Source organism: Bradyrhizobium monzae, assembly GCF_021458635.1.
GTDB lineage: Bacteria > Pseudomonadota > Alphaproteobacteria > Rhizobiales > Xanthobacteraceae > Bradyrhizobium.
Genome location: NZ_JAIRDQ010000003.1, coordinates 1 through 23,099, shown reverse-complemented (window position 1 = coordinate 23,099; position 23,099 = coordinate 1). Strand labels below are relative to the sequence as shown.

24 protein-coding genes are annotated in these 23,099 nt (G+C 64.4%); 14 read left to right on the top strand and 10 right to left on the bottom strand.

The features are described 5' to 3' along the window. The first annotated feature begins 65 nt into the window (after positions 1 to 65). The 10 genes from paaX (at position 66) to K3F49_RS13605 (ending at position 8,669) form a co-directional block, all read left to right on the top strand. Complete coding sequence (paaX, locus tag K3F49_RS13650; RefSeq protein WP_234681979.1) at positions 66 to 932, top strand: phenylacetic acid degradation operon negative regulatory protein PaaX; 867 nt, start codon at positions 66 to 68, stop codon at positions 930 to 932. A gap of 76 nt (positions 933 to 1,008) precedes the next feature. Then, positions 1,009 to 2,001 (top strand): 1,2-phenylacetyl-CoA epoxidase subunit PaaA, encoded by a 993-nt coding sequence (gene paaA / locus K3F49_RS13645; RefSeq protein ID WP_234681466.1) that lies wholly within the window; start codon positions 1,009 to 1,011, stop codon positions 1,999 to 2,001. A gap of 11 nt (positions 2,002 to 2,012) precedes the next feature. Then, complete coding sequence (paaB, locus tag K3F49_RS13640; protein WP_008136594.1) at positions 2,013 to 2,300, top strand: 1,2-phenylacetyl-CoA epoxidase subunit PaaB; 288 nt, start codon at positions 2,013 to 2,015, stop codon at positions 2,298 to 2,300. Next, on the top strand, positions 2,300 to 3,076 hold the full coding sequence (gene paaC / locus K3F49_RS13635; protein WP_234681465.1) for a 1,2-phenylacetyl-CoA epoxidase subunit PaaC: 777 nt from the start codon (positions 2,300 to 2,302) through the stop codon (positions 3,074 to 3,076). The genes paaB and paaC overlap by 1 nt, the downstream gene beginning before the upstream one ends. Next, positions 3,070 to 3,573 (top strand): 1,2-phenylacetyl-CoA epoxidase subunit PaaD, encoded by a 504-nt coding sequence (gene paaD, locus K3F49_RS13630; protein WP_234681464.1) that lies wholly within the window; start codon positions 3,070 to 3,072, stop codon positions 3,571 to 3,573. Before paaC ends, paaD begins: the two co-directional genes overlap by 7 nt. A 2-nt stretch (positions 3,574 to 3,575) precedes the next feature. Next, positions 3,576 to 4,658, top strand: a complete 1,083-nt coding sequence (paaE, locus tag K3F49_RS13625) for a 1,2-phenylacetyl-CoA epoxidase subunit PaaE (RefSeq protein ID WP_234681463.1) — start codon at positions 3,576 to 3,578, stop codon at positions 4,656 to 4,658. Positions 4,659 to 4,713: 55 nt separating this feature from the next. After that, positions 4,714 to 5,163, top strand: coding sequence for a hydroxyphenylacetyl-CoA thioesterase PaaI (gene paaI, locus K3F49_RS13620; protein ID WP_234681462.1), 450 nt, complete (start codon positions 4,714 to 4,716; stop codon positions 5,161 to 5,163). Between the two features lie 43 nt (positions 5,164 to 5,206). Continuing rightward, complete coding sequence (gene paaK, locus K3F49_RS13615; RefSeq protein ID WP_234681461.1) at positions 5,207 to 6,538, top strand: phenylacetate--CoA ligase PaaK; 1,332 nt, start codon at positions 5,207 to 5,209, stop codon at positions 6,536 to 6,538. 65 nt (positions 6,539 to 6,603) lie between these two features. Continuing rightward, the gene (locus K3F49_RS13610; protein WP_234681460.1) at positions 6,604 to 7,608 is read left to right on the top strand and encodes a quinone oxidoreductase family protein; all 1,005 of its coding nucleotides are present in this window, start codon (positions 6,604 to 6,606) and stop codon (positions 7,606 to 7,608) included. Positions 7,609 to 7,610: 2 nt separating this feature from the next. After that, positions 7,611 to 8,669, top strand: coding sequence for a YeeE/YedE family protein (locus K3F49_RS13605; RefSeq protein ID WP_234681459.1), 1,059 nt, complete (start codon positions 7,611 to 7,613; stop codon positions 8,667 to 8,669). On the opposite strand, the gene K3F49_RS13600 is transcribed toward K3F49_RS13605, so the two are convergent. Beyond that, positions 8,648 to 9,565 carry a DMT family transporter gene (locus K3F49_RS13600; RefSeq protein ID WP_234681458.1) on the bottom strand — a complete coding sequence of 306 codons (918 nt, stop codon included), beginning with the start codon at positions 9,563 to 9,565 and terminating at the stop codon, positions 8,648 to 8,650. The genes K3F49_RS13605 and K3F49_RS13600 overlap by 22 nt on opposite strands. Before the next feature lie 100 nt (positions 9,566 to 9,665). Between K3F49_RS13600 and pdxR the strand changes: the two genes are divergently transcribed. Beyond that, positions 9,666 to 11,093 (top strand): MocR-like pyridoxine biosynthesis transcription factor PdxR, encoded by a 1,428-nt coding sequence (gene pdxR / locus K3F49_RS13595; protein ID WP_234681978.1) that lies wholly within the window; start codon positions 9,666 to 9,668, stop codon positions 11,091 to 11,093. Between the two features lie 61 nt (positions 11,094 to 11,154). Here pdxR and K3F49_RS13590 read toward each other — a convergent pair whose 3' ends face one another. From K3F49_RS13590 to K3F49_RS13570, 5 genes are all read right to left on the bottom strand, one after another. Next, on the bottom strand, positions 11,155 to 12,378 hold the full coding sequence (locus K3F49_RS13590; RefSeq protein ID WP_234681457.1) for a bifunctional alpha/beta hydrolase/OsmC family protein: 1,224 nt from the start codon (positions 12,376 to 12,378) through the stop codon (positions 11,155 to 11,157). Positions 12,379 to 12,403: 25 nt separating this feature from the next. Further along, a complete protein-coding gene (locus tag K3F49_RS13585) occupies positions 12,404 to 13,063 on the bottom strand; it encodes a sulfite oxidase-like oxidoreductase (protein ID WP_234681456.1) in 660 nt (219 codons plus the stop codon). Positions 13,064 to 13,081: 18 nt separating this feature from the next. Continuing rightward, positions 13,082 to 14,404, bottom strand: coding sequence for an MFS transporter (locus K3F49_RS13580; protein ID WP_234681455.1), 1,323 nt, complete (start codon positions 14,402 to 14,404; stop codon positions 13,082 to 13,084). A 33-nt stretch (positions 14,405 to 14,437) separates the two neighbouring features. Further along, a complete protein-coding gene (locus K3F49_RS13575; RefSeq protein ID WP_234681454.1) occupies positions 14,438 to 15,658 on the bottom strand; it encodes a cytochrome P450 in 1,221 nt (406 codons plus the stop codon). 61 nt (positions 15,659 to 15,719) lie between these two features. Continuing rightward, entirely contained in the window at positions 15,720 to 15,929 is a 210-nt protein-coding gene (locus tag K3F49_RS13570; RefSeq protein WP_234681453.1) for a ferredoxin, read from the bottom strand. A 155-nt stretch (positions 15,930 to 16,084) separates the two neighbouring features. Here K3F49_RS13570 and K3F49_RS13565 point away from each other — a divergent pair, with 155 nt between their 5' ends. After that, complete coding sequence (locus K3F49_RS13565) at positions 16,085 to 16,732, top strand: TetR/AcrR family transcriptional regulator (RefSeq protein WP_234681452.1); 648 nt, start codon at positions 16,085 to 16,087, stop codon at positions 16,730 to 16,732. Here K3F49_RS13565 and K3F49_RS13560 read toward each other — a convergent pair. From K3F49_RS13560 to K3F49_RS13545, 4 genes are all read right to left on the bottom strand, one after another. Then, the gene (locus tag K3F49_RS13560) at positions 16,729 to 17,379 is read right to left on the bottom strand and encodes an aspartate/glutamate racemase family protein (protein WP_234681451.1); all 651 of its coding nucleotides are present in this window, start codon (positions 17,377 to 17,379) and stop codon (positions 16,729 to 16,731) included. The two genes, K3F49_RS13565 and K3F49_RS13560, sit on opposite strands and share 4 nt — an antisense overlap. 79 nt (positions 17,380 to 17,458) lie before the next feature. Further along, the gene (locus K3F49_RS13555; RefSeq protein ID WP_234681450.1) at positions 17,459 to 18,472 is read right to left on the bottom strand and encodes an amino acid ABC transporter substrate-binding protein; all 1,014 of its coding nucleotides are present in this window, start codon (positions 18,470 to 18,472) and stop codon (positions 17,459 to 17,461) included. Between the two features lie 12 nt (positions 18,473 to 18,484). Further along, positions 18,485 to 19,834 (bottom strand): aspartate aminotransferase family protein, encoded by a 1,350-nt coding sequence (locus K3F49_RS13550; protein ID WP_234681449.1) that lies wholly within the window; start codon positions 19,832 to 19,834, stop codon positions 18,485 to 18,487. A gap of 3 nt (positions 19,835 to 19,837) precedes the next feature. Beyond that, on the bottom strand, positions 19,838 to 20,710 hold the full coding sequence (locus K3F49_RS13545) for a MurR/RpiR family transcriptional regulator (protein ID WP_234681448.1): 873 nt from the start codon (positions 20,708 to 20,710) through the stop codon (positions 19,838 to 19,840). Positions 20,711 to 20,796: 86 nt separating this feature from the next. On the opposite strand from K3F49_RS13545, the gene K3F49_RS13540 reads away from it, so the two are divergent. Together K3F49_RS13540 and K3F49_RS13535 are read left to right on the top strand one after the other, a co-directional pair. Next, complete coding sequence (locus tag K3F49_RS13540; protein WP_234681447.1) at positions 20,797 to 21,984, top strand: amino acid ABC transporter permease; 1,188 nt, start codon at positions 20,797 to 20,799, stop codon at positions 21,982 to 21,984. Between the two features lie 2 nt (positions 21,985 to 21,986). Further along, positions 21,987 to 23,093: an amino acid ABC transporter permease gene (locus K3F49_RS13535; protein WP_234681446.1), complete on the top strand. Its 1,107-nt coding sequence runs from the start codon at positions 21,987 to 21,989 to the stop codon at positions 23,091 to 23,093. Positions 23,094 to 23,099: the final 6 nt, after the last annotated feature.

Below are 23,099 nucleotides of genomic sequence, written 5' to 3'. Positions count from 1 at the left end.
GGGAAGAGCAAGAGCGTCGCTCCCGTCCATTGTCGTACCCGCACCAAACGCGCTATGCCTCGCGCATGGCGCATCCGCTCTCCCGCATCATCGACCAACTCAAGCGTGAGCCGTCACGCACGGGCTCCATCGTCATCACCATGTTCGGCGATGCCATCGTGCCGCGCGGCGGCTCGGTGTGGCTCGGCACGCTGCTGGCGTTCTTCGAAAGCCTGGACATCGATGCCGGCGTTGTCCGCACCGCGATGTCGCGCCTCGCCGCCGATGGCTGGCTGACGCGCGAAAAGGTCGGCCGCAACAGCTTTTATCGTCTTGCCGAGAAGGGCCGAGAAACGTTCGAGGCCGCGACGCGCCACATCTACGATCCGCCACCGTCGGACTGGACCGGCCGCTTCGAGCTGCTGCTGATCGGCAACGGCGAGGATCGCGACGCCTCGCGCGAAGCCTTGCGCAATGCCGGTTTCGGCAGCCCGCTGCCGGGTGTTTGGGTCGCACCATCAGGCGTGCCCGTGCCGGAAGAAGCTGCAGGTGCCATCCGCCTTGAAGTTTCGGCGGAGGACGACAGCGGGCGTCGCCTGCTCAGTGCGAGCTGGCCGCTGGAGCGCACTGCGGACGCCTATCTGAAGTTCATGAAAACGTTCGAACCGCTGCGCGCTGCACTCGCGCGTGGCACGGATCTGTCCGAGGCCGACGCCTTCACCGCCCGTATCCTGCTGATCCACTACTACCGTCGCGTCGTGCTGCGCGATCCGCTGCTGCCCGAAAGCCTGCTGCCGGCGGATTGGCCGGGCAGGGCGGCGCGAGACGTTTGCGGCGAGATCTACCGCGCGCTGCTTGCCCCCTCAGAACAATGGCTTGATGGCCATGGAACCAATGAGAAGGGGCCGCTGCCGCCGGCGCGAAAGCTCCTCGAACGGAGGTTTGACGTCTGATCAATATGTTACAGAAATATCTTGCGTAGCGTAATTTATGTTATATATTGCCTCCCAATAAAACGGGAGGATGCGCATGTACACCCAGGCGCTGAATACGGCGGAGGCCGACGATCGCGGTCTCGAGGACGCAGGCAGAGCTGCGCAGTTCCAGGCCCGCATCGACGCTGAAGAGCGGATCGAGCCGAACGACTGGATGCCGGCGGCTTATCGCAAGACGCTCACCCGCCAGATTTCGCAGCACGCTCATTCCGAAATCGTCGGCATGCTGCCCGAAGGCAACTGGATCACGCGCGCGCCGAGCTTGCGTCGCAAGGCCGCGCTGCTTGCCAAGGTGCAGGACGAGTGCGGCCATGGGCTCTATCTCTATGCCGCGGCCGAGACGCTCGGCACCTCGCGCGAAGAGCTGGTCGACGCCATGCTCGCCGGCAAAGCCAAATATTCCTCGATCTTCAACTATCCGACGCTGACCTGGGCCGACATCGGCACCATCGGCTGGCTGGTCGACGGCGCCGCGATCATGAACCAGATTCCCCTGTGTCGCTGCTCCTACGGCCCCTATGCGCGCGCGATGATCCGCGTGTGCAAAGAAGAGTCGTTCCACCAGCGCCAAGGCTACGAGATCATGCTGACACTATGTCGTGGCTCGGACGAGCAGAAGGCGATGGCGCAGGATGCGCTGGACCGCTGGTGGTGGCCGGTGCTGATGATGTTCGGCCCGCCCGATGCCACCAGCCAGCACAGCGACACCTCGACGAAGTGGAAGATCAAGCGCTTCTCCAATGACGAGCTGCGCCAGAAATTCGTCGATGCCACCGTGCCGCAGGCGCAATATCTCGGCCTCGCCATCCCCGATCCTGGGATGACCCGGGATAAGGAAGGCCATTGGCGCTACAGCGATATCGATTGGACCGAGTTCAAGCAGGTGCTCGCCGGCAACGGCCCCTGCAACCGCGACCGCATGGCCGCGCGTCGCAAGTCGCACGATGAGGGCGCCTGGGTGCGTGAAGCCGCTGCCGCCTATGCCGCGAAGCGCGCGCAGCGTCAGACCGCCCAAGCTGCGGAATAGGGGGATCAAAGATGGCCACGCCGAACACGCCGCTCTGGGAAGTTTTCATTCGCAGCCGCAACGGGCTCGCGCACAAGCATGTCGGCTCACTGCATGCGAGCGACGCCACCATGGCGCTGCAAGCCGCGCGCGACATCTACACCCGCCGCGGAGAGGGCCTGTCGATCTGGGTGGTGCCGTCGACCGCGATCACCGCAAGCGATCCCGCCGAGAAGGGCATGATGTTCGAGCCAGCGGAATCGAAGATCTACCGGCACCCGACGTTTTATGAGGTGCCGGAAGAAGTGGGGCACATGTGATGCCCGCCGCCAACATCCAGGTCTCCGAAACGCCCCTCGTGCTCTATGCCCTGCGTCGCGCCGACGATGCACTGGTCCTCGGACACCGGCTGTCGGAATGGTGCGGGCACGCGCCGATGATGGAAGAGGACATGGCGCTCTCCAACATCGCGCTCGATCTCATCGGACAGGCGCGCGAGCTTTACACCTACGCCGCCAAGGCCGAAGGCAAGGGCAACGACGAGGACAAGCTCGCTTACCTGCGCGACGTCAGGCAGTATCGCAACCTGCTGCTGGTCGAGCAACCCAATGGTGACTTCGCCCAGACTCTGGTGCGGCAATTCTTCTATTCGGCTTTCGCTGATCTCTACTGGCGCGCAATGATGACCTCGCGCGACGCGACGCTCGCGGCGATCGCCGCGAAGTCGGAGAAGGAGAGCGCTTATCATCTGCGCCATGCCTCGGAATGGATCATCCGGCTTGGCGACGGCACGGACGAGAGCCGTCAACGGGCGCAGGCCGCGATCGATCACCTCTGGGCCTTCACGGGCGAGATGTTTGCCGCCGATGAAGGCGAACGTGCACTGATCCATGCCGGTATCGCGGTCGATCCCGGCACCTTGCGCGGCCGCTGGATGACGACGCTGTCCGAAGTCGTTGGTGAAGCAACGCTTCACTTGCCGCAGGGTGATTGGATGCAGCAGGGTGGCCGTTCGGGCCGTCACAGCGAGCATCTTGGTCATCTCTTGTCCGAGCTGCAGTCGATGCAGCGCACTTTCCCGGGGCAAACATGGTGACGGTGCTGGAGCACGATAGCGAGTTGCGTCAGCGCGCCTGGGACGCTGCTGCAGGCGTCGTCGACCCGGAAATCCCGGTGTTGACGATCGCCGATCTCGGTGTGCTCCGCGATGTCGTTCTCGACGGCGACCACGTCGAGGTCGCGATCACGCCGACCTATTCCGGCTGCCCGGCCATGAACATGATCGCGGTCGAAATCGAGGTCGCACTGGAGCGCGCAGGCTTCCGCGAGCCAAAAGTGCGTACCGTGCTGTCGCCGGCCTGGACCACCGACTGGATGAGCGACGAGGGGCGCCGGAAGCTGCACGCCTATGGCATCGCACCGCCGCAGGCCTCAAGCTCGCGCCGCGCGCTGTTCGGCGAGCAGGCTGTCACGTGCCCCCAATGCAATTCGAGGGAGACTGAGCTGCTGTCCGAATTCGGCTCGACCTCCTGCAAGGCGCTTTGGCGTTGCAAATCCTGCCGCGAACCGTTCGATTATTTCAAGTGTCATTGACCATGTCAGCATCCGCACCGCGCTTCCATCGCCTGGCCGTCAACGATCTCCGCCGCGAGGCGTCGGACGCCGTTTCGATGACGTTCGCCATCCCGCGCGAACTTGCTGATGATTATGCTTTCAGCCCCGGTCAGTACCTCACGCTCCGGACCACGCTCGATGGTGAGGAGGTGCGCCGCTCCTATTCGATCTGCTCAGGCCCCGACGACGGCGAAATCCGCATCGCCGTGAAGAAGGTCGATGGCGGCGCGTTCTCGAGCTGGGCGGCCGACGAATTGAAGCGCGGCGACGAGCTCGATGTGATGACGCCGACCGGGCGCTTTGGCGTGGTCCCGCCGGCTGAAGCCGGGCATATCCATGTTGGTTTTGCAGCTGGCTCCGGCATTACGCCGATCCTGTCGATCGTCAAGGGTATCCTGGCGCGCGAGCCGGACAGCCGCTTCTTCCTGTTCTACGGCAATCGCGCGACTGGCAACATCATGTTCCTCGAGGCGCTCGAGGAGCTGAAGGACCGTTTCATCGACCGCCTCTCGATCTTCCACGTCATCTCGGGCGAGGAGCAGGACATCCCGATCCTGCATGGCCGGCTCGACGGGGACAAGGTGAGAGTCTTGCTGCGTTCGCTGGTGCCGGCTGCGAGCGTCGATCATGTTTTCATCTGCGGTCCATCAGGCATGAGCGAGGAGATCGAGGCGACTTGTCGCGATATCGGCATCGCTGACGATCGCATCCATGTCGAGCGCTTCGTCTCCGAGTTCGGCGGCAAGCCGCGACCGAAGAAGGCCGTTGCCATCGACGCGCCGCCGAAGGCGATTGCCTCCCTGATCATCGACGGCAAGCGCCGCGACGTGCCGGTTGCCGAGGACGAGGCGATCCTCGATGCAGCGCTACGTGCCGGCGTCGATCTTCCCTTCGCCTGCAAGGGCGGCATGTGCTCGACCTGCCGCGCAAAACTGGTCGAGGGAGAGGCGCCGATGGACCTCAATTATTCGCTGGAGCCATGGGAGCTGAAGGCGGGCTTCGTCCTGACCTGTCAGGCCAAGCCATCGTCGGAGCGGGTCGTGGTCGATTACGATCACGTTTGACAGTATTGGCCAACCAGCAGAACATCATGAGCAAGCATTTCGCCGGGAGAAGCGCGTGAACGTCAAAGCTGCCCTGTCGTCTGAGGATGTTGCCCGCGCCTGCGCTGATGCGATGTGGTCGGAAGACGATGCGTCGAAGGGTCTCGGCATGGAGATTGTCGAGATCGGTCCGGGTTTCGCGACGCTCGCCATGACAGTGCGGCCCGACATGGTCAACGGCCAGCGGATCGCCCATGGTGGTTTCATCTTCACGCTCGCCGATTCCGCCTTCGCTTTTGCCTGCAACTCGCACAATGACCGTGTCGTGGCTGCGCAAGGCCAGATCACCTTCATCAAGCCGGGCAAGCTCGGCGATCGCCTTGTTGCGAAGGCGAGGGAAGTCACGCGAGGCGGCCGCTCCGGTATCTACGACGTGCGCGTCACCACGGGTGACACTGTCATCGCTGAATTCCGCGGACATTCGCGTGTCATTGCCGGCACATGGTTGCCGGCGCAGGACCAATAAGAGACCAATAAAGAGAAGAACAAATCAATGTGGGGAAACGAGAATGGCTTCGACGAAGCGGAAGGAAGGCGGCCACGTCTATAGGGCCGAACTGGATGCGCAGGAGCGCGCGTCACGCGATGAGATCATGGCGCTGCAGAAGCAGCGGCTGGCCTGGTCGCTGAAGCACGCCTATGACAACGTCGCGCATTATCGCAAGGCTTTTGACAAGGCCGGCGTGCATCCGTCCGATTTTCGCGAGCTGTCTGATCTCGCAAAGTTTCCATTCACGGTGAAGACGGATCTCCGCGACAACTACCCTTTCAACATGTTCGCCGTGCCTCGCGAGAAACTGGTGCGCGTGCATGCGTCATCCGGCACGACGGGCAAACCGATCGTGGTCGGCTATACCCAGCGAGACATCGAGACCTGGTCGGAGGTGATGGCGCGCTCGATCCGCGCGGCCGGCGGCCGGACCGGCATGATCATCCACAATGCCTATGGCTATGGCCTGTTCACGGGCGGGTTGGGTGTGCATTACGGCGCCGAAAAGCTCGGCTGCACGGTGGTGCCGATCTCCGGCGGCATGACCGAGCGGCAGGTGCAGCTCATCAACGATTTCCGCCCTGACATCATCACGGTGACGCCGAGCTACATGTTGGCGATCCTCGACGAGTTCAAGCGCCAGAAGCTCGATCCGCGCCAGTGCTCGCTCAAGGTCGGCATCTTCGGCGCGGAGCCCTGGACCAATGCGATGCGCGGCGAGATCGAGGACGCCTTCGATATGGATGCGACCGACATCTACGGCCTCTCCGAGGTGATCGGCCCCGGCGTCGCGCAGGAGTGCATCGAGACCAAGGACGGCCTGCACATCTGGGAGGACCATTTTTACCCGGAAGTGATCGACCCCGAGACGGGCGCGGTGTTGCCGGACGGCGAGAAAGGCGAGCTTGTGTTCACCTCGCTCACCAAGGAGGGCTTTCCGGTGATCCGCTATCGCACCCGCGACCTGACGCGGCTGTTGCCGGGCACCGCGCGGCCGGGCATGCGGCGGATGGAGAAGGTGACGGGCCGCTCGGATGACATGATCATCCTACGCGGCGTCAATCTGTTCCCGACCCAGATCGAGGAGGTGCTGCTCGCCACCGACTGGTGTGGTGGCCACTTCATCCTCGAATTGACCCGCGAAGGCCGCATGGACGAGCTGACCATCATCGCCGAGGCCCGACCCGAAAGCTGGGACGGACGGGGCCTCGTCGACCATGCCGACCGGATCGCGACCCACATCAAGAACACGATTGGCATCAGCTCCAGGGTGCACGTGGTTGCGCCGGCCACGCTGGAGCGTTCGCTCGGCAAGGCCAAGCGGCTCTACGACAAGCGGCCCAAGGACTGACTTGACGGATTGACTTGATCGTCCCCAAAGGCGACAAGGCCCGCGAGAAATCGTGGGTCTTTCTTATGTCGCCAGCCGAACCCAAAACCGTCGAGGCGCGTTGCGTCCGCCTCAATGCCAAGGCCGAAAACGCCGCTGCGGTTGCGCCCAGCGTCGAGCGTCATACGCTCACGCGCGGCCCGAACGATCTCCTAATCGAGGTGAAGGCCGCCGCCGTCAATCCGTCCGACGTCAAGGCTGCGACGGGGCTGATGCCCTATGCCGTGTTTCCGCGTACGCCAGGGCGTGACTACGCCGGCGTTGTGATCGACGGGCCGACTGGCACGATCGGACACGAGGTGTTCGGCTCCTCCGGTGATCTTGGCATCCGCCGCGACGGCACGCACGCGAGCCATCTCGTGGTCGAAGCCGACGCGGTGGTGGAGAAGCCGAAGAGCGTATCCTGGGAGGAGGCCGCCGGCATCGGCGTGCCCTTCGTTACGGCGATGGAAGGCTTTCGCCGCGCGGGCGTGCCGAAGAGTGGCGAGATGGTTCTCGTGTTCGGCGTCAACGGCAAGGTCGGTCAAGCCGCGGTGCAGATCGCGACCTGGCAGGGCGCGCGCGTCGCCGGCGTGGTGCGCAAGGCGGAAGCCTATGAGGGCCACAGCAATGTGCCGATCGAGGTCATCGACGCTTCCGCCACGGATGTCGCCACGCGCGTGCGCGAATTGACCGGCGGCAGGGGCGCCGACATCGTCTTCAACACGGTCGGTGATCCCTACTTCCAGGCCGCGCACAAGTCGCTCGCACTGCGTGGTCGCCAGATACTGATCGCCGCGATCGACCGCATCGTGCAGTTCAACATCCTCGAATTCTACCGGGGGCAGCACACCTATGTCGGCATCGACACGCTCGGGCTGTCGTCGGCCGCAACCGGCGCCGTGCTGCGCGATCTCGGGCCCGGCTTTACGAGCGGCCAGCTGAAGCCGTTCCCGATCAAAGCGAATGCGATCTACCCGCTCGAGCGCGCGAAAGAAGCTTACGTTGCGGTCGCCGGCTCCTCGCGGGATCGCGTGATCCTGAAGCCGTAATCATGGAATCGCCCGCCCAACTCGTCATCCTCGCCGGCCTCGTCATTGGCCTGATCTATGGCGCCGTCGGCCTGCTCAGTGGCTTCTGCTTCACGAGCAGCATGCGCGGATGGCTGGCGGGTGGGGACGGGCGGCTGGTGCGCAGCTACGCGCTGGCGATCGCCGTCGCGATCGCCGCAAGCCAGTTCCTCGCCGGCAAGGGCATGATCGATCTCGGCAAGTCGATCTACCTGCAACCAACCTTTTCGGTGCCGGTGCTGTTCCTCGGCGGTCTGCTGTTCGGCTACGGCATGGTGCTGTCGAACGGCTGCGGCTCGCGCGCGTTGGTGCTGCTCGGCCGCGGCAATCTCCGCTCTTTCGTCGTCGTGATCGTGCTCGCCATTGCCGCGCAGATGACACTCAAAGGCCTGATCGCACCGGCGCGCATTGCGCTGGTTCAGGCCTCTCAAACCACCTTCACCGCCAATTCGATGCCCACGCTGTTAACGGCGCTTGGGCTCGGTGAAACCGTTTCGCGCGCGCTGGCCGCAGCCGCGATCGTCATCGCGCTGATCCTGTTTGCTTTCGCCCATCCGGCGTTTCGCCGCTCGCCGGGCCAGATCGCGGCGGGCGTCATCGTCGGCCTGCTCGTCGCCGGTGGCTGGTACGTCACCGGCTATCTCGGTGCCGATGACTTCAATCCTGTCCCGGTGACATCGCTCACCTTCATCGCGCCGATCGCCGATAGCCTGCAATACGCGATGCTCTCGACCGGCCTGACGCTGAACTTCGGCATCGCGACCGTTGTCGGCGTCCTTGCCGGCAGTCTGGTGACTGCGCTCGCCACAGGCCGCTTCCACCTCGAAGCCTATTCGTCGCCACGCCACATGCTGCGTTCGGCCGGTGGCGCCGCGCTGATGGGGATCGGCGGCGTGATGGCGTTTGGCTGTTCGATCGGGCAGGGGCTCACCGGCATCTCGACGCTCGCGCTGGGCTCGTTCATTGCGGTCGCCGGCATCCTGCTCGGCACGACGGCAGGCCTGCGCGGAGGCTTGCGTGTTCAGCCGCTCGCAGTGGCCTGACGGCGCAGCAGCCGGTCGCCCAGCGTCGCAAGGCCAATGCCGGCGACGATCAGTCCGGCCGCAACGGCCAGGCTGATGTCGATGGGCTCACCCAGCAGGATCGCCGCACTGGCGATGCCGACGAGCGGTGTCCCGGTGGTGCCGAGCGCCGTGGTGAGGGCCGAGATGCTCTTGTTGACCATCGACATCGCCCAATAGGCAAGCGCTGTCCCGATCAGGCCGGAATACAGGAACAGCAGCACGAGCCTCCACGACCATTCCGCGTGCGGCAGGCCATCCGTGATCAGCGCCGACCCTGTGAGCACGATGGTTGCCACGAGCACCTGCCAGATCAACAGCTGGAGCGGGGACGCGATCCAGCGATGCGCGCGGATATAGATGATGTTCGCGGCCCAGGAGATCGCGGCGAGGATCACCATGCCGGCGCCGAGCACGACGTTCGCATTGGTCCAATCGATCGACGTCGGGTTCAGGATCACGGCCAACCCGACCAGTCCGAGCAGGGCGCCGGCGAGCTTTGGCGCGGTCAGTGTGTCCTTCCCCAGCAAGGGGGCGGCAATCGCGACCCAGAGCGGCGTGGTGTAGCCGAGCACGATGGCCTTGCTCGCGGGCAGGAAGCGCACACCGGCCGCAACCAGGACCGAGAACACCGTCATGTGCAGCAGCGCCACGCTCAAGACCACTGGAATATCGCGGCGCTCCGGAATCACTAGATTGTTGCTCAGTCCGAGGATCACGAACAAGCCGGCGAGCGCGATCCAGCTCCGGATCGCCGACGTCCAGAGGGGCGGGAGGAATTGCACGAGCTGCTTCGTGATCGACCAGTTCACGCCCCAGGCCAGCACCACGATGAGAAACAGGCCGATCGCCGTGCGGGGGGAGAGGGAAGAGTTCATCGCAGAATCCTTGAAGCCGTGCGGCCCGCGAGATAGCATCTCATCTGGTACCTGAAAAAGGGCCAGATTGGAGAGGAACAAGGTGCCAGTTTCGGAAAGCATGATCTCCGCCCTGATCGACCTGAACCGGGCCGACGATGGGGGGCTGGTGGCGCAACTGACAGGCCAGCTCCGAAGCCTGATTGCGGCCGGCCGCCTCGCCAAAGGCCGCGCCCTGCCATCGAGCCGCCGGCTCGCGAGCGATCTCGGCGTCTCGCGCAACACCGTCACCTACGCGTTCGAGCAACTTGCCGCCGAGGGGTATCTCGAGGCGTCGCACGGACGTCGTCCTGTGGTGACGGACGGTGCGGAGCGCCTCGAAGGAGCGGGCGCCGTCGCTTCGCGCATTCGCCCCGCCAAGCCGCAGCTCTCGCCTTGGGCTTCGCAACTCATGCACACGGACTGGCCGATGTCCTATCAGGCGCCTCTAAAGCCGTTGCGGCCGGGGCATGGCGATGTCAGGGAGTTTCCGAACGAGATCTGGGCGCGTTGCCTGCGCCGCAGCGCCGTGCGCGCGGCCAAGCGCGAGCTTGGTTCGGTCAACCGCACACCCCTGCGCGAGGCGCTGGCGCATTATCTCGCGACCAGCAGAGGCGTTCGCGCTACGGCGGACCAGATCATGATCCTGCCAAGCGCACAGGCTGCGCTGACCTTGATAGCGGCTGCGCTCGTTAGCCCGGGCGACGACGTCTGGGTTGAGGATCCCGGCTATCCCGGCGCCGCGGCCGCCTTCCGTGCCTCTGGCGCGCGCGTGGCTGGCATCAGGCTGGATGAGCAGGGCATGCAGGCGATGCCGGGAATGGCCGTGCCCAAACTCGTTTTCATGACGCCATCGCACCAGCACCCGACCGGACGGCTGATGTCGCTGGCCCGCCGTACCGAGTTTCTCAGGTCAAGCAAGCCCGGCAAGACCTGGATCGTCGAGGACGATTACGACGGTGAACTCCATTATGACAGCCGGCCGGTGCCCGCCTTGCAGGGGCTCGATGCCCATGGCCGGGTGTTTTATGTCGGCACGTTCTCGAAGGCGATGACGTCGGATATCCGACTTGGCTATCTCGTGGTGCCGCCGGCGCTGGTCAGCACATTCGAGATCGCGCAGCGGCATATCGGCTTGATCGCTTCCAGCCACATCCAGGAAGCGCTGGCCGAGTTCATCGCCGACGGGCATTTTCTGGCGCATCTGCGCCGGATGCGCCGGCTCTATCACGCGCGGCGCGATCACCTCGTCGAGGGACTGGAGCGTCATCTCGGCGAGGTGCTCTCGGTCGAGGTGCCGTCGGGCGGCATCCAGCTTGTCGCCCGCCTCAAGCGCGGTCGCGCCGATCGGGCGGCGGTGAAGCGGCTGGTCGACGCTGGTGTTGAAACGCGCGCTCTATCCAGCCTGGCGCTGGGCACACCACGCGATCATGGCGTCTTGCTCGGCTTTGCGGCCTGGCGCGAGAGCGAGATCAGCGCAGCGGTGCGAACGATGGCGTCGTGCTTCTAGAGCATGATCCGGAAACGTGTGAAGCGGTTTTCCGAAAAGATCATGCTCAAACAATAGCGCGTTAATCCACCGCCTTCGTCACGATGCGGATCTCCGAGGTCAGCGTCCGGTGCACCGGGCACTTGTCAGCGATCTCCATCAGCTTCTTGCGCTGCTCGGCATCCAGTGCGCCGTCGATCGCGATGTCGCGCTCGATCTGGTCGAGCATGCCGTCGCGCGTCTCGCAGTCCGCGCAGTCCTTGGCGTAGATCTTGGAATGCTTCAGCGTGACAGTGACGCGGTCGAGCGGCAGCGACTTGCGGTCGGCATAGAGGCGCATGGTCATGGAGGTACAGGCGCCGAGACCGGCGAGAAGGAAATCATAGGGCCCCGGACCGGCATCCTCGCCGCCGGCCGCCACCGGCTCGTCCGCCACCAGATGATGCGGTCCGACGGTGATGATCTGGTTGAACTTGCTCTTGCGGGTCTCCTGAACCACGACCCTGCGGGGCTCTTCCGCGACACCTATGGTATTCGCGGGCTTTGCCGCATCGATGTAGCGGCTCGCCCAGGCCGCGATCACATCGGCTGCGTAGAGTGCATCGGCCGGCTTGGTCAGCAGATGATCGGCGTGGTCGAGCGAGACAAAGCTCTTGGGATGCTTTGCGGAAACGAAGATCTTGGTCGCATTGTCGATGCCGACGGTGTCGTCGACCGGCGACTGCATCACCAGCAGCGCCTTATGCAGACCGGTGACGTCCTTCATCAGCTCGTGTTCGGCAATGTCGTCGAGGAATTCGCGCTTGATCCGGAACGGGCGGCCCGCGAGCGAGACTTCGACTTCGCCTTGTGCGCGGATGTTGTCGAGATGCTCTCTAAAGAGACCGGTGACATGCGCAGGATCGGACGGCGCCGCGATGGTCGCGACCGCCTTGGCTTCCGGAATCATTCCGGCGGCCGCCAGGGTCGCCGCGCCGCCGAGACTGTGCCCGATCAGGATCGACGGCGCCTTGCGGGTCGCACGCAGATGGTCGGCCGCATGCACGAGATCGGCGACGTTGGAGGAGAACGTCGAATTGGCGAAATCGCCTTCGCTGGAGCCAAGCCCGGTGAAGTCGAAGCGCAGAACCGCGATGCCCCTGGCGGCAAGTGCAACAGAGATGCGCTTGGCGGCCAGCGTGTCCTTGCCACAGGTGAAGCAGTGGGCGAACAGTGCGTAAGCTACGGGCTCGCCGTCAGGCAGCTCCAGCGCGGCTGCGAGCTGATGGCCGCCTTCGCCGGTGAATTGAAAGCGTTCCGTCGGCATGGGCTTTCCCCGTTCTTGTGTGACCCTAGTCGGCCGAATAGCGCTGCTCGGCCCAGGGATCTCCGCGGTTATGATAACCGCGGACCTCCCAGAAGCCCGGCGCATCCTCGGTAACGAATTCGATGGCCTGGAGCCATTTTGCGCTCTTCCAGAAATAGAGCTGCGGCACCACGAGCCGCACCGGGCCGCCATGCTCGTCCGACAGTGGCTGGCCCGACCAGCTATGGGCGAGCAGCGCGTCTTCGGCGGCAAAGTCTTCGAGCGCGAGATTGGTGGTGTACCCGTCATGGGAATGCAGCACCACGAAGCGTGCATCGTCGCGCGGTTGGCAGGTTGCGAGCAGCTCGCGTGTCGCGAGCCCTTCCCACTCATTGTCATAACGCGACCAGGTGGTCACACAATGAATGTCGGACGTGAACTGGTCCTGCTTCTGCGCGGCGAACTCGGCAAAAGTCCAGAACACGGGATTCTCGATCGCGCCATAGACGTCAAGCCGCCAGCGCTCGCGCGAAACCGGCGGCATGACCCCGAGATCGAGCACAGGCCAATCTTTCGTCAGATGCTGGCCGGGTGGCAGCCGCTGGTTCTCTGGCCGTGTGACTTTGCCCGTGAGAAAGCGGCCCTCGCGGGCCCATTTCTCCTTGGTGCGCGTCAGCTTGCTGTCGGATGGCGTCTCGTCGGCCATGATCTACTCGAAAATGAGTTACTCGTGGCGGTGCATCGCGGAGGCATGCTTGGTGTCGCGCATGGTGGAATAGATGATCAGCGACAGGAAGATCACGCCGGCGAGATAATAGTAGAACCACGCCTCGTGCCCGATGCTCTTGAAATAGAGTGCGATCGCCGGTGCCGTGCCGCCGAAGATCGAGACCGTGATCGCATAGGGCAGGCCGACGCCGAGAGCGCGAACATTGGTCGGAAACAGCTCTGCCTTCACCACCGCATTGATCGAGGTGTAGCCGGCGACGAACAGCCAGGCGGCGCAGATCAGGATGAAGGCCATGAAAGGCGATTTGGTCTCCTTCAGCGTCATCAGCAGCGGCACCGTCGCGAGCGTGCCGGCGACGCCGAAAAAGATCAACAGCGGCTTGCGGCCGATCTTGTCGGAGATCGCGCCATAGATTGGCTGCAGGATGGTCGCGAAGATCAGCGTGCCGAAGATCACGAAAGTGGTCTGATCTTCTGTCAGGCCCACCGAGAGCTTGACGAAGGTCTGCATATAGGTGGTGAAGGTGTAGAACGCTGCGGTGCCGCCGGCGGTGAGGCCGACCACGAGCAAAAGCTCCCGCGGATATTTCAGCAAATTGGTGATCGAGCCGGTCGGCTTCACCACCTTCTTGGCTTCCTCGAAGGCTTCAGTCTCCTGCAGATTGCGCCGCATCACCGCGGCAAAGATCGCGAGCGCCGCGCCGATCGCGAACGGGATACGCCAGCCCCAGGCCTTGAGCTCGTCGGGCGTGAGGAAGACCTTTTGCAGGAGCAGCAGCACGATGATCGCGGTGAGCTGGCCGCCGATCAGCGTGACGTACTGGAAGCTCGAATAGAAACCGCGATGCTTGGGGTCGGCGACCTCGCTCAAATAGGTTGCACTGGCGCCGTATTCGCCGCCAAGGCTCAGACCCTCGATCACGCGGGCCAGCGCCAGGATTACCGGGGCGGCGAAGCCGATCGTCGCATAGGTCGGCGTCAGCGCGATGATCAGCGAACCGAAGCACATGAAGACGACCGACAGGGTCAGCGAGATGCGCCGGCCGAAATGGTCGGCGATGTAGCCGAACAGCCAGCCGCCGAGGGGGCGCATCAGGAACGTTGCCGCAAATACCACGGCAACGTTCAATTGCTGGACGACGGGATCGCCGCCCGGGAAGAAGGCCGGAGCGAAATAGAGCGCGAACGCCGTATAGGCATAGAAGTCGTACCACTCGACGAGGTTGCCGATCGAGCCGATAAAGATGGCCTTGATCCGCCGCTCTGCGTCGGCGAGGTCGATGTGGTCGGAGGCCGGCTTGATTGCTTGTTCTGTCACGTCCGGCCTCCCAAAAATCCTCTGTCTGGGAGTTTACATCGCCTTTCCGAGCAAAAATGGCAACTGGCGGGGGCCTCTGACCGTGCCCTGCGACCAGGTCACGGTGCCTGCCGGGTCGAGCCGGAAGTCCGGAATTCGGTTGAGCCATTCCTCCAGCGCGACCTGCATCTCCATCCGCGCCAGGTTGGAACCGACGCAACGGTGGATGCCGAGGCCGAAGGCGGCATGGCGATTCTCTCGCCGGTCGATCACGACCTTGTCAGCGTTCGGAAACATTTTTGGGTCGCGATTGGCGGCCGGGAAGGACAGCAGCACCATGTTGCCCGCCTTGACCGGGCAACCCGAGATCGTGGTCTCCTCGACCACCTCGCGCGCCATGGTCACCGGCGAATAGGCGCGCAGCAGTTCCTCCACAGCAATCGGGATCAAGCCCGGCTCGGCGATCAGCCGTTCGCGATCGGCCGGCGTCCGGGCGAGATGCCAGAGCGAGGAACCGATCGCGCTCCAGGTGGTATCGATGCCGGCGATCAGAAGCAGACGCAGCGAACCCAGCACGTGCGACTCTTCCAGCGGCTGGCCTTCCTTGTCCTTGGCATTCATCAGGTAGGAAATCAGATCGTCGGTCGGCTTCGACCTCCGCTCCTCGATATGCGCCCTGAAATAGGCGCTCATCTCCTGCACGGCCTGGAGCAGCTTGTTCTCGTCCTTGATGCCGAGCTCCAGGATCATGTGGATCCAGTTGATGAAGAGATCGCTGTCGCTCTCGGGAATGCCGAGCATGTGCGCGATGGCCTGAACCGGGATGTATTTGCTGTATTGCGCCGCGGCATCGACCTTGCCGTCGGCAATGAACCCGTCGATCAGCTCGTTGCAGATTGCGCGCATCCGCGGCTCGAGCTTCTTCATCGCATCCGGCGTGAAGGGCGGCAGCAGCAACTGCTTGGCCGGCTTGTGCACGGGCGGATCGGAGGTGATCGGCGGGGCCGCGTTTCGGGCGACCTCGGGCCGCACGTCGCGGACGATGATGCGGCGCGACGAAAAATGCTCGGTGTCGTTGGCGATTTCACGCACCGCCTCATACGTCGTCGGCATGTAGCAGCCGAGGAAGCGCTCGGTATGCACGACCGGGCTCGCGGCGCGCAGCTCCTCCCAGATCGGGAAGGGATCGTCCGTCCATTGCGGATCGGTATGGTCGAAGTCATTGATCCAGTCGGTCACGGGCGGATGGGCTGTGGGCTGGCTCACGTCGGACATGACAAAAAATCCCTTGGGGCTCGTGTTCGCTGAAGGCACGGGGAACGCGGGCAGGTCCGCGCTACTCTTCGATCACATCGATCGCGATTTCCGGGCAGTTGGATTTGGCAAGCCAGGCCTTGTCTTCGAGACCCGGTGGAACCGTGCCGTCTCCGGCCTCGTGGGCGTTGCCGTATTCATCGAGCTCGAACAGCTCCGGCGCCAGCGCCTTGCAGCGCGCGTGGCCCTGGCATTTGTCGGGATCGACGTGAACTCTGAGTCGTCCTGCCATTGCGGCTCCCTCGGTCGTATGCGCGTGCCCCGAAGGGCGGCGCGTTCCTCTTGTCAATGTTGTCTGCGGCATTTGCCGCTTATTCTAAGTTATATGCTATTACATTCGCGACGGGCTTCCCCTGTCAAGCGCAAACTTATAGGCTTCGCCGCAACATGCGTTCACAACTCGCTCGCAAGCCCGAAAACACCTACCACCATGGCGATCTCCGCGACGCCTTGATCAAGGCTGCGTTGCGTGAGGCGGAGCAGGGCGGGGCGGAAGCGATCAGCATCAAGGCGCTCGCAAAGCAGCTCGGTGTTTCGCAGCCGGCGCCGTACCGTCATTTCGCTGACCGCGAGGCATTGCTTGCCGCGGTGACGGCGGAGGCGTTCCGGCAGCTCAGCACGCTTCTTCGGGACGCGATGGCGAAGCCATCGAAGCAATCAAAATTGTCGCGGCTGGCGCAGGCGACGCTCGATTTCGGCCTGCGCCGCAATGGCATCTACCGGTTGATGTTTGCCTCGCGCACGGTGTCCTGCGCAGCCAAGGGCAGCGAGCTGCACGAGGCGACCCGCGAGACGTTTGCACTCGTGATCGAAGCACTGGAAGCGCCTGCGGTCGGCTTTTTGCGCGAGCGGCAGGCCCTCAAGATCTGGGCGGCACTGCACGGCGTGGTGATGCTGGCCGAGCAAGGCCTTTTCACCGGTGAGGCTGCGCACGCTACACGCGAGGAACTGGTCGAGGATTTTGTGAACGAGACGAAGGCCGCGCTCGCCGTTGCGATCACGGATGCGCAGCGTCGCAAGAAGGCGGGCGCTTAAGCCTTCGCTTTCAACAGATTCATCAGCTTCTCGACGGCGCTATCCGGCGTCGTCACGACCGGCCGGCCAGTGGCTTCCGCAACCAGCGGCGCAGTTGTCGCGATGCTGAACTGCGCCAGCGCGATGACGTCGCAGTCGCGCAAATCCTTTGATGCCTCGACGATCAGCCGGTCGTGCGTGGCGCGGTCACCGCGGTCGAGTGCGGCCAGCGCGCCGTCGGCAAGTTTTGGCACGATCTGCACGGAGGCCGGAAACTCCGGTGGCATCGAGACCAGCGTCGGCGGGAAGGTCGAGAGCAGGCCGATCTTCTTGCCCATCGTCACGGCCCGTTCGATCATGGCTTCGTTCGGCTTCAGCACCGGCATCGGCGTATGCGCCTGCGCGACGGCTTCGATGCACGGGCCGAACGCCGAGCAGGTGAACAGGATCGCGTTCGCCCCGGTCGCTGCCGCATAATCGCCGAGCGCGAGAAAGCGCTCGGTCATGGCATCGCCAAGCTTGCCGTCGCGCGCCAGATCCGCCGACAGGCTGTCGTCGAGCAGGTTCATCAGCCGCACCTGCGGCCACGCCTGCGCGAACGCCGCCTCGATCGGGGCGATGGAGTGCTTGAGGGCGTGGATCAGGGCGATGCGAGGGGGCGTCGTCATTGGACGTGACTACCTTGTGGTCTCGTGCCCCGGACGCAGCGCAATGCGCAGTATTGCGCGTCCAGGGCACGGGAGACGTTTACTTGAACGGCACCGCGTACATCAAGCCGCCCTTGCTCCAGAGGCCGTTGAGACCGCGCTCGAGCTTGAGCGGGCTCGCCTTGCCGACATTGCGCTCGTAGATCTCGCCGTAATTGCCGGTCGCCTTGATCGCGGTGACCAACCATTTGTTGTCGAGGCCGAGGCGCGAGCCGAGATCGCCGGAGGCGCCCAGCAGGCGCTGGATCGCGGGTGTCTGCGATTTCGCCATCTCATCGACATTGGCCTGGGTGACGCCGAGCTCCTCGGCTTCGATCAGGCCGTAATGCAGCCAGGTGATGATGTCGCTCCAGACCTCGTCGCCGTTGCGGGTGAAGGGGCCGAGCGGCTCCTTGCTGATGGTCGTCGGCAGCACGACGTAGTCGGCCGGGTTCGGTGCCGCGGTGGTGACCGCACCGGCGAGCGCGGAGGCGTCCTGGGTCATGGCATCGCAGCGGCCGCCGAAGAAGGTCTGGTACATGGTGTCGACACGGTCGAACACCAGCGGCTTCCAGTCGATGCCGTTGGCGCGGCCGTAATCGCCAAGCGTGACTTCGTGCGTGGTGCCCTGCGCGACGCAAACGGTGGCGCCCTTGAGGTCCTTCAGCTCCTTCACGCCGAGGTCCTTCTTCACGACAAAACCCTGGCCGTCGTAGAAGTTGATCGGTCCCTGGCGCAGTCCCAGCGTGACGCCGCGTAGATAAGTCTGGGTGGAGTTGCGGTAGAGCACGTCGATCTCGCCCGACTGCAGCGCGGTGAAGCGGTTCTGCGCGGTCAGCGAAACGTAACGCACCTTGTTGGCATCACCGAGCACGCCGGCGGCGAGTGCGCGGCAATAGTCGACATCGAGGCCCTTGTAATTGCCTTGCGAGTCCGGTGCCGAGAAGCCGGCAAAGCCGGCGCTGACGCCGCACACCAGCGTGCCGCGGCTCTTGACCGTGTCGAGCGTCGCCGCCTGCGCGACAACCGCCGATGCCGCAAGCGCACCAACTGCGATAACCATTGTCCTCATCATGCTACTCTCCCCTCAGTGATTGACACTACGCAGAACGTTGTCGACGGCCGTGCCGAGCTTGTCGACGATCTGATCGATCTCGCCTGCCGAAGCGATATAGGGCGGCGCCAGCAGCACATGATCACCGCGGATACCATCCACGGTGCCGCCGCCGGGATAGCAGCCGAGTCCGTTGGCAAAGGCCTCCGCCTTGATCTTCTGGTTCAGCTTGAGTGCCGGGTCGAACGAGGTGCGGCTGGCACGATCGGCGACGAGCTCGATCGCCCAGAACAGCCCGCGGCCCCTGATATCTCCGACATGACGGTGATTGCCGAATCGCTCGGTAAGCCGTTGCTCGAGCTGCTTGCCGCGCTGCTTCGCTTGCGCCAGCAGATTGTCCTCCCGGATCACGTCCTGCACCGCGAGCGCGGCCGCGCAGGCAAGGGGGTGCGCGAGATAAGTGTGGCCGTGCTGGAATGCGCCCGAGCCGGAGCGGATGGTGTCGATGATCCTGCCGCTCGCAAGCATTGCGCCGATCGGCTGATAGCCGCCGCCGAGCCCCTTTGCGATCGCCTGGATATCAGGAGCGACGTCTTCCTGCTCCCAGGCGTGCGTGGTGCCGGTGCGGCCCATGCCGCACATGACCTCGTCGAGGATGAGCAGCGCGCCATGCCGGTCGCAGATCTCGCGGACTGCCTTGAAGTAGCCGTCCGGCGCGGTCACCGCGCCGGCGGTGGCGCCGACGACGGGCTCGGCCAGGAACGCCGCGACGGTGTTGGGTCCGAGCCGCTGGAATTCGGCTTCGACCTCGGCTGCGAGCCGCACCACGAACTGTGCGTCGGATTCGTCGTCGTGCTTCTCGTGATAGGCAAACGCTGGCGTCACATGGCTGAAGGCGGCCGAGAGCAGCGGCGCATAGGGCGCGCGGCGCCAGGCATTGCCGCCGGCGGCGAGCGCGCCGAGCGTGTTGCCGTGATAGCTCTGCCGCCGCGCGATGAAATGCTGCCGCTGCGGCTCGCCGCGCTCGATGAAATATTGCCGCGCGAGCTTGATGCTGGCCTCGATCGCCTCCGACCCGCCGCTGACGAAATAGGCGTAGGCGAGGCCGCCGGGCTCATGCCCGACCAGCGTTTCGGCGAGCGCCTCGGCCGGCTCGGAGGAGAAGAAGGCGGTGTGGGCATAGGCGAGCGTCGAGGCCTGCTTCGCCATTGCCGCGATCACGCGGGGATGCTGATGCCCGAGGCAGGACACCGCCGCACCGCCGGACGCGTCGATCACGCGGCGTCCGTCCTCGGCAAAGAGGTAGACGCCTTCGCCGCCGATCGCCTTGGGGGGCGTCTCACGCAACGAGCGATGCAGCACGCGGCTGGTGCGAGCGGCCATGGGTCAACCTTTCTCTGAGACGTAGGTGGAGGCTGTGGCGAGCCGTGCCTCGGTATCCTGAAGCCGTTTCTTGGCGGCCGCGCCGCCGAGTGAGAACGTCACTGCGGCGAGCGACTGCGCAATCGCGAGCGCGCCGGTGAGGCTCGGGAAGAATCCGGGCGAGGAGGCGGCTTCGAACAGCAACACGTGGTCGGCGCCCTCGGCCATCGGCGCGGCGACGCTGTCTGCGATCGCAATCAGCGTCGCGCCGGCGCGATAGGCAGCCTGTGCGACACGGACGCTGGCGTTGGTATAAGGCATGAAGCCAATGACGATCACGGCCTCGCCGGGGCGGAAGGCGCCGAGATCGAGATCGTCGGGACCGGACGCGCCGACGATCTGCACCTGTTCGGGGCGGAACAGCCTGAGCTCGTAGTTGAGCAATTCCGCGACGCTGCGGCAGCTGCGATAGCCGGTGATCCAGATCCGTTTTGCCTCGTGCAGCGTGCGGGCTGCATCCGCGATCGCATGGGCGGAGATGCGCGGCAGGCCCGCAGCCTCGGCCTCGAGCTTGTCGGTGATGAGCGTGACGTCCGCGTTCGGACCGTGGCGGCGGCTCCTGGCGCGAGCCGAAAAAGGCGAAGTCGGCGATGGCCGCCGTGCCTCGGTCAGCGCGGCGCGCAAATCGTCCCAGCCGGAATAGCCGATCGCCTTCGCAAGCCGTGTGAACGCCGCGGGATCGGCCCCGGCTTCGGCCGCGAGGTCGCGCATCGAACGGGTGGTGGCGTCGTAATCATTGGCCGCGACAAAACGCCCGACCTCCTGCAAGCGCAGGGGGAGTGATGGCAACGCAATGCGGAGTTCGCTCAGGGGCGAGGATTTCGCGGGCTCGGCCATGAAACATTTGTTGCACGGTTCTTGGATTGGTGCAACAGTTGACGTGCGCCGCCGGAAATCGCTGCTTTTGAGAGGATTTTTGTGCCGTGACGTCAGATGCTTCCAGGCCGCCGCCGCGCCGCAGCTTTTTCGGCGCGCTCGGGCCGAACGAATTGAAGGGCCTGTTCTGGCAGGTGCTGGTGGTCGGCGTCGCGGTCGCCGTCATCGCCTTCCTCTGGTCCAACACTGTCACCAACCTCTCGGCGCGTCGCATCACCACCGGCTTTGCGTTTCTCGGCCGCGAAGCGGGCATGCCGATCGCCGACAGCCTGCTCGCGTACAATCCGAGAGACAGCTACCTCTGGGCCTTTGTCGTCGGCATTGCCAACACGCTGCGCGTCGCCGTGATCGGCATCGTGCTCGCGACCATATTGGGCACGCTGATCGGGATCTCGCGTCTGTCGGCGAACTGGCTGCTGTCGCGGTTCGCCGCCGTCTATGTCGAGGTCCTGCGCGATATTCCGCTGCTGCTTCAGCTGCTGTTCTGGTACGTTCTGATGCAGGCGTTGCCGGCCGCGCGTGCGGCGTGGCGGCCGGTCGAGGGCGTCTTCCTCTCCAATCGCGGCCTGATCCTGCCGGCGATCCCGGTGGGCTCGCCGCAGCTCTGGGTACTCGGCACCGCCGCGCTGGGCTGCGCTGCTTTCTTGGTCATTCAGCGCCGGCTGGTCGCGCAGCAGATGCGTGACGGCAAGCCGCGGCCGGCCTGGCCCTTTGCGCTCGGCCTCATTGTCGTGCTGCCGGCAGCGGCGTCGCTGGCGCTTGGCGTGTCCTGGACGGTCGAATGGCCTGAGCTGCGCGGCTTCAACTTCGTCGGCGGGCTGACGCTCGCGCCGGAATATTTCGCGCTGCTGATCGCGCTCGTGACTTACACGTCGGCCTTCATCGCCGAGATCGTGCGCAGCGGCATCCAGTCGGTGCCGCGCGGGCAGTGGGATGCCGCCAGCGCGCTCGGCCTGCGCCGCAGTTTCATGCTGCGGCAGATCATTCTGCCGCAGGCGCTGCGCGTGATCGTGCCGCCGATGACAAGCCAGTATCTCAATTTGACCAAGAACTCGTCGCTCGCAGTCGCGATCGGCTATCAGGACGTGGTCTCGATCGCCAACACCACGTTGAACCAGACCGGGCAGGCAATCGAGGCGATCTCGCTGATCATGGCCGTCTTCCTCACCATCAGTCTCGGCATCAGCTTCTTCATGAACTGGTTCAATGCGCGCATCGCGCTGTCGGAGCGCTGACGATGACGGCGATCACCGACATGCCCGACCTGCCGCGTGCCGCCCGCCGCCCGCAAATCGGCAATCCGGTGCTGCGCTGGCTGCGCACCAATCTGTTCTCGTCGATCCCCAACGGCATTCTGACGGTCGTCCTGCTGGCGGTGCTGGGGAAGGGCGCGATCAGCTTCGCGCAATGGGGCATTGCGAACGCGGTCTGGCTCGCGCCGGCCAACGATTCCAGCGCCTGCAAGGCCGCGCGCGGCCTCGGCGCCTGTTGGGCCATCATCCCAGAAAAATACCGTTTCATCCTGTTCGGCACCTATCCCTTCGACGAGCAATGGCGGCCTGCGCTCTCCGTCGTGCTGTTCATCGCGCTGTTCTTTCTCTCCACGCGTCGCGCGCTATGGCGGCGCGAATTGGCCTTTCTCTGGATCGGCGCGCTGGCGCTGATCAGCGTGCTGATGTGGGGTGGCGTGTTCGGGCTGTCCTTCGTCTCGCAGGATCGCTGGGGCGGGTTGCCGGTGACATTGATCCTGGCGACGTTCGGATTGGCGTTCGGCTTCCCGCTCGGCATTTTGGTTGCGCTCGGCCGGCGCTCAAAGCTGCCGGCGATCCGCTCGCTGAGCGTGCTTTATGTCGAGCTGATCCGCGGCGTGCCGCTGGTCAGCCTACTGTTCATGGCGAGCGTGATGTTTCCGCTGTTCATGCCGGCTGGATTCAACATCGACAAGCTGTTGCGTGCGCAGATCGCGATCATTCTCTTTGCGGGCGCCTATCTTGCCGAAGTTATCCGCGGCGGCCTCCAGGCCGTGCCGCGCGGGCAATACGAAGCCGCTGACGCGCTGGGGCTGTCCTACTGGCGCAAGCACCGGCTGGTCGTCCTGCCGCAGGCGATCCGCCACGTCATCCCGCCGCTGGTCAACACCTTCATCGCCTTCTTCAAGGATACCAGCCTGGTGCTGATCATCGGCATCTTCGATCTGCTCACCACGGCCAAGACCGCGATCATCGATCCGGCCTGGCAGCAGTTTTCGGTGGAGGTCTATATCTTCGTCGCCGCGATCTATTTCGTCTTCTGCTTCGCGATGTCGCGCTATAGCCGGAGCCTGGAGGCGACGAGCGCGAGGTGAAGTGAT

What these genes read in the sequence shown, in the direction of transcription:
- K3F49_RS13610 (WP_234681460.1), top strand. Translation starts at nt 6,604, where the DNA reads ATGTCGCCAGCCGAACCCAAAACCGTCGAGGCGCGTTGCGTCCGCCTC.
- K3F49_RS13550 (WP_234681449.1), bottom strand. Translation starts at nt 19,834, where the DNA reads ATGGCCGCTCGCACCAGCCGCGTGCTGCATCGCTCGTTGCGTGAGACG.
- paaE (WP_234681463.1), top strand. Translation starts at nt 3,576, where the DNA reads ATGTCAGCATCCGCACCGCGCTTCCATCGCCTGGCCGTCAACGATCTC.
- paaA (WP_234681466.1), top strand. Translation starts at nt 1,009, where the DNA reads ATGTACACCCAGGCGCTGAATACGGCGGAGGCCGACGATCGCGGTCTC.
- K3F49_RS13545 (WP_234681448.1), bottom strand. Translation starts at nt 20,710, where the DNA reads ATGGCCGAGCCCGCGAAATCCTCGCCCCTGAGCGAACTCCGCATTGCG.
- K3F49_RS13565 (WP_234681452.1), top strand. Translation starts at nt 16,085, where the DNA reads ATGCGTTCACAACTCGCTCGCAAGCCCGAAAACACCTACCACCATGGC.
- K3F49_RS13585 (WP_234681456.1), bottom strand. Translation starts at nt 13,063, where the DNA reads ATGGCCGACGAGACGCCATCCGACAGCAAGCTGACGCGCACCAAGGAG.
- paaC (WP_234681465.1), top strand. Translation starts at nt 2,300, where the DNA reads ATGCCCGCCGCCAACATCCAGGTCTCCGAAACGCCCCTCGTGCTCTAT.
- paaD (WP_234681464.1), top strand. Translation starts at nt 3,070, where the DNA reads ATGGTGACGGTGCTGGAGCACGATAGCGAGTTGCGTCAGCGCGCCTGG.
- K3F49_RS13590 (WP_234681457.1), bottom strand. Translation starts at nt 12,378, where the DNA reads ATGCCGACGGAACGCTTTCAATTCACCGGCGAAGGCGGCCATCAGCTC.
- K3F49_RS13555 (WP_234681450.1), bottom strand. Translation starts at nt 18,472, where the DNA reads ATGATGAGGACAATGGTTATCGCAGTTGGTGCGCTTGCGGCATCGGCG.
- K3F49_RS13535 (WP_234681446.1), top strand. Translation starts at nt 21,987, where the DNA reads ATGACGGCGATCACCGACATGCCCGACCTGCCGCGTGCCGCCCGCCGC.
- K3F49_RS13600 (WP_234681458.1), bottom strand. Translation starts at nt 9,565, where the DNA reads ATGAACTCTTCCCTCTCCCCCCGCACGGCGATCGGCCTGTTTCTCATC.
- pdxR (WP_234681978.1), top strand. Translation starts at nt 9,666, where the DNA reads ATGATCTCCGCCCTGATCGACCTGAACCGGGCCGACGATGGGGGGCTG.
- paaK (WP_234681461.1), top strand. Translation starts at nt 5,207, where the DNA reads ATGGCTTCGACGAAGCGGAAGGAAGGCGGCCACGTCTATAGGGCCGAA.
- K3F49_RS13575 (WP_234681454.1), bottom strand. Translation starts at nt 15,658, where the DNA reads ATGTCCGACGTGAGCCAGCCCACAGCCCATCCGCCCGTGACCGACTGG.
- K3F49_RS13570 (WP_234681453.1), bottom strand. Translation starts at nt 15,929, where the DNA reads ATGGCAGGACGACTCAGAGTTCACGTCGATCCCGACAAATGCCAGGGC.
- K3F49_RS13560 (WP_234681451.1), bottom strand. Translation starts at nt 17,379, where the DNA reads ATGACGACGCCCCCTCGCATCGCCCTGATCCACGCCCTCAAGCACTCC.
- paaB (WP_008136594.1), top strand. Translation starts at nt 2,013, where the DNA reads ATGGCCACGCCGAACACGCCGCTCTGGGAAGTTTTCATTCGCAGCCGC.
- K3F49_RS13605 (WP_234681459.1), top strand. Translation starts at nt 7,611, where the DNA reads ATGGAATCGCCCGCCCAACTCGTCATCCTCGCCGGCCTCGTCATTGGC.
- paaX (WP_234681979.1), top strand. Translation starts at nt 66, where the DNA reads ATGGCGCATCCGCTCTCCCGCATCATCGACCAACTCAAGCGTGAGCCG.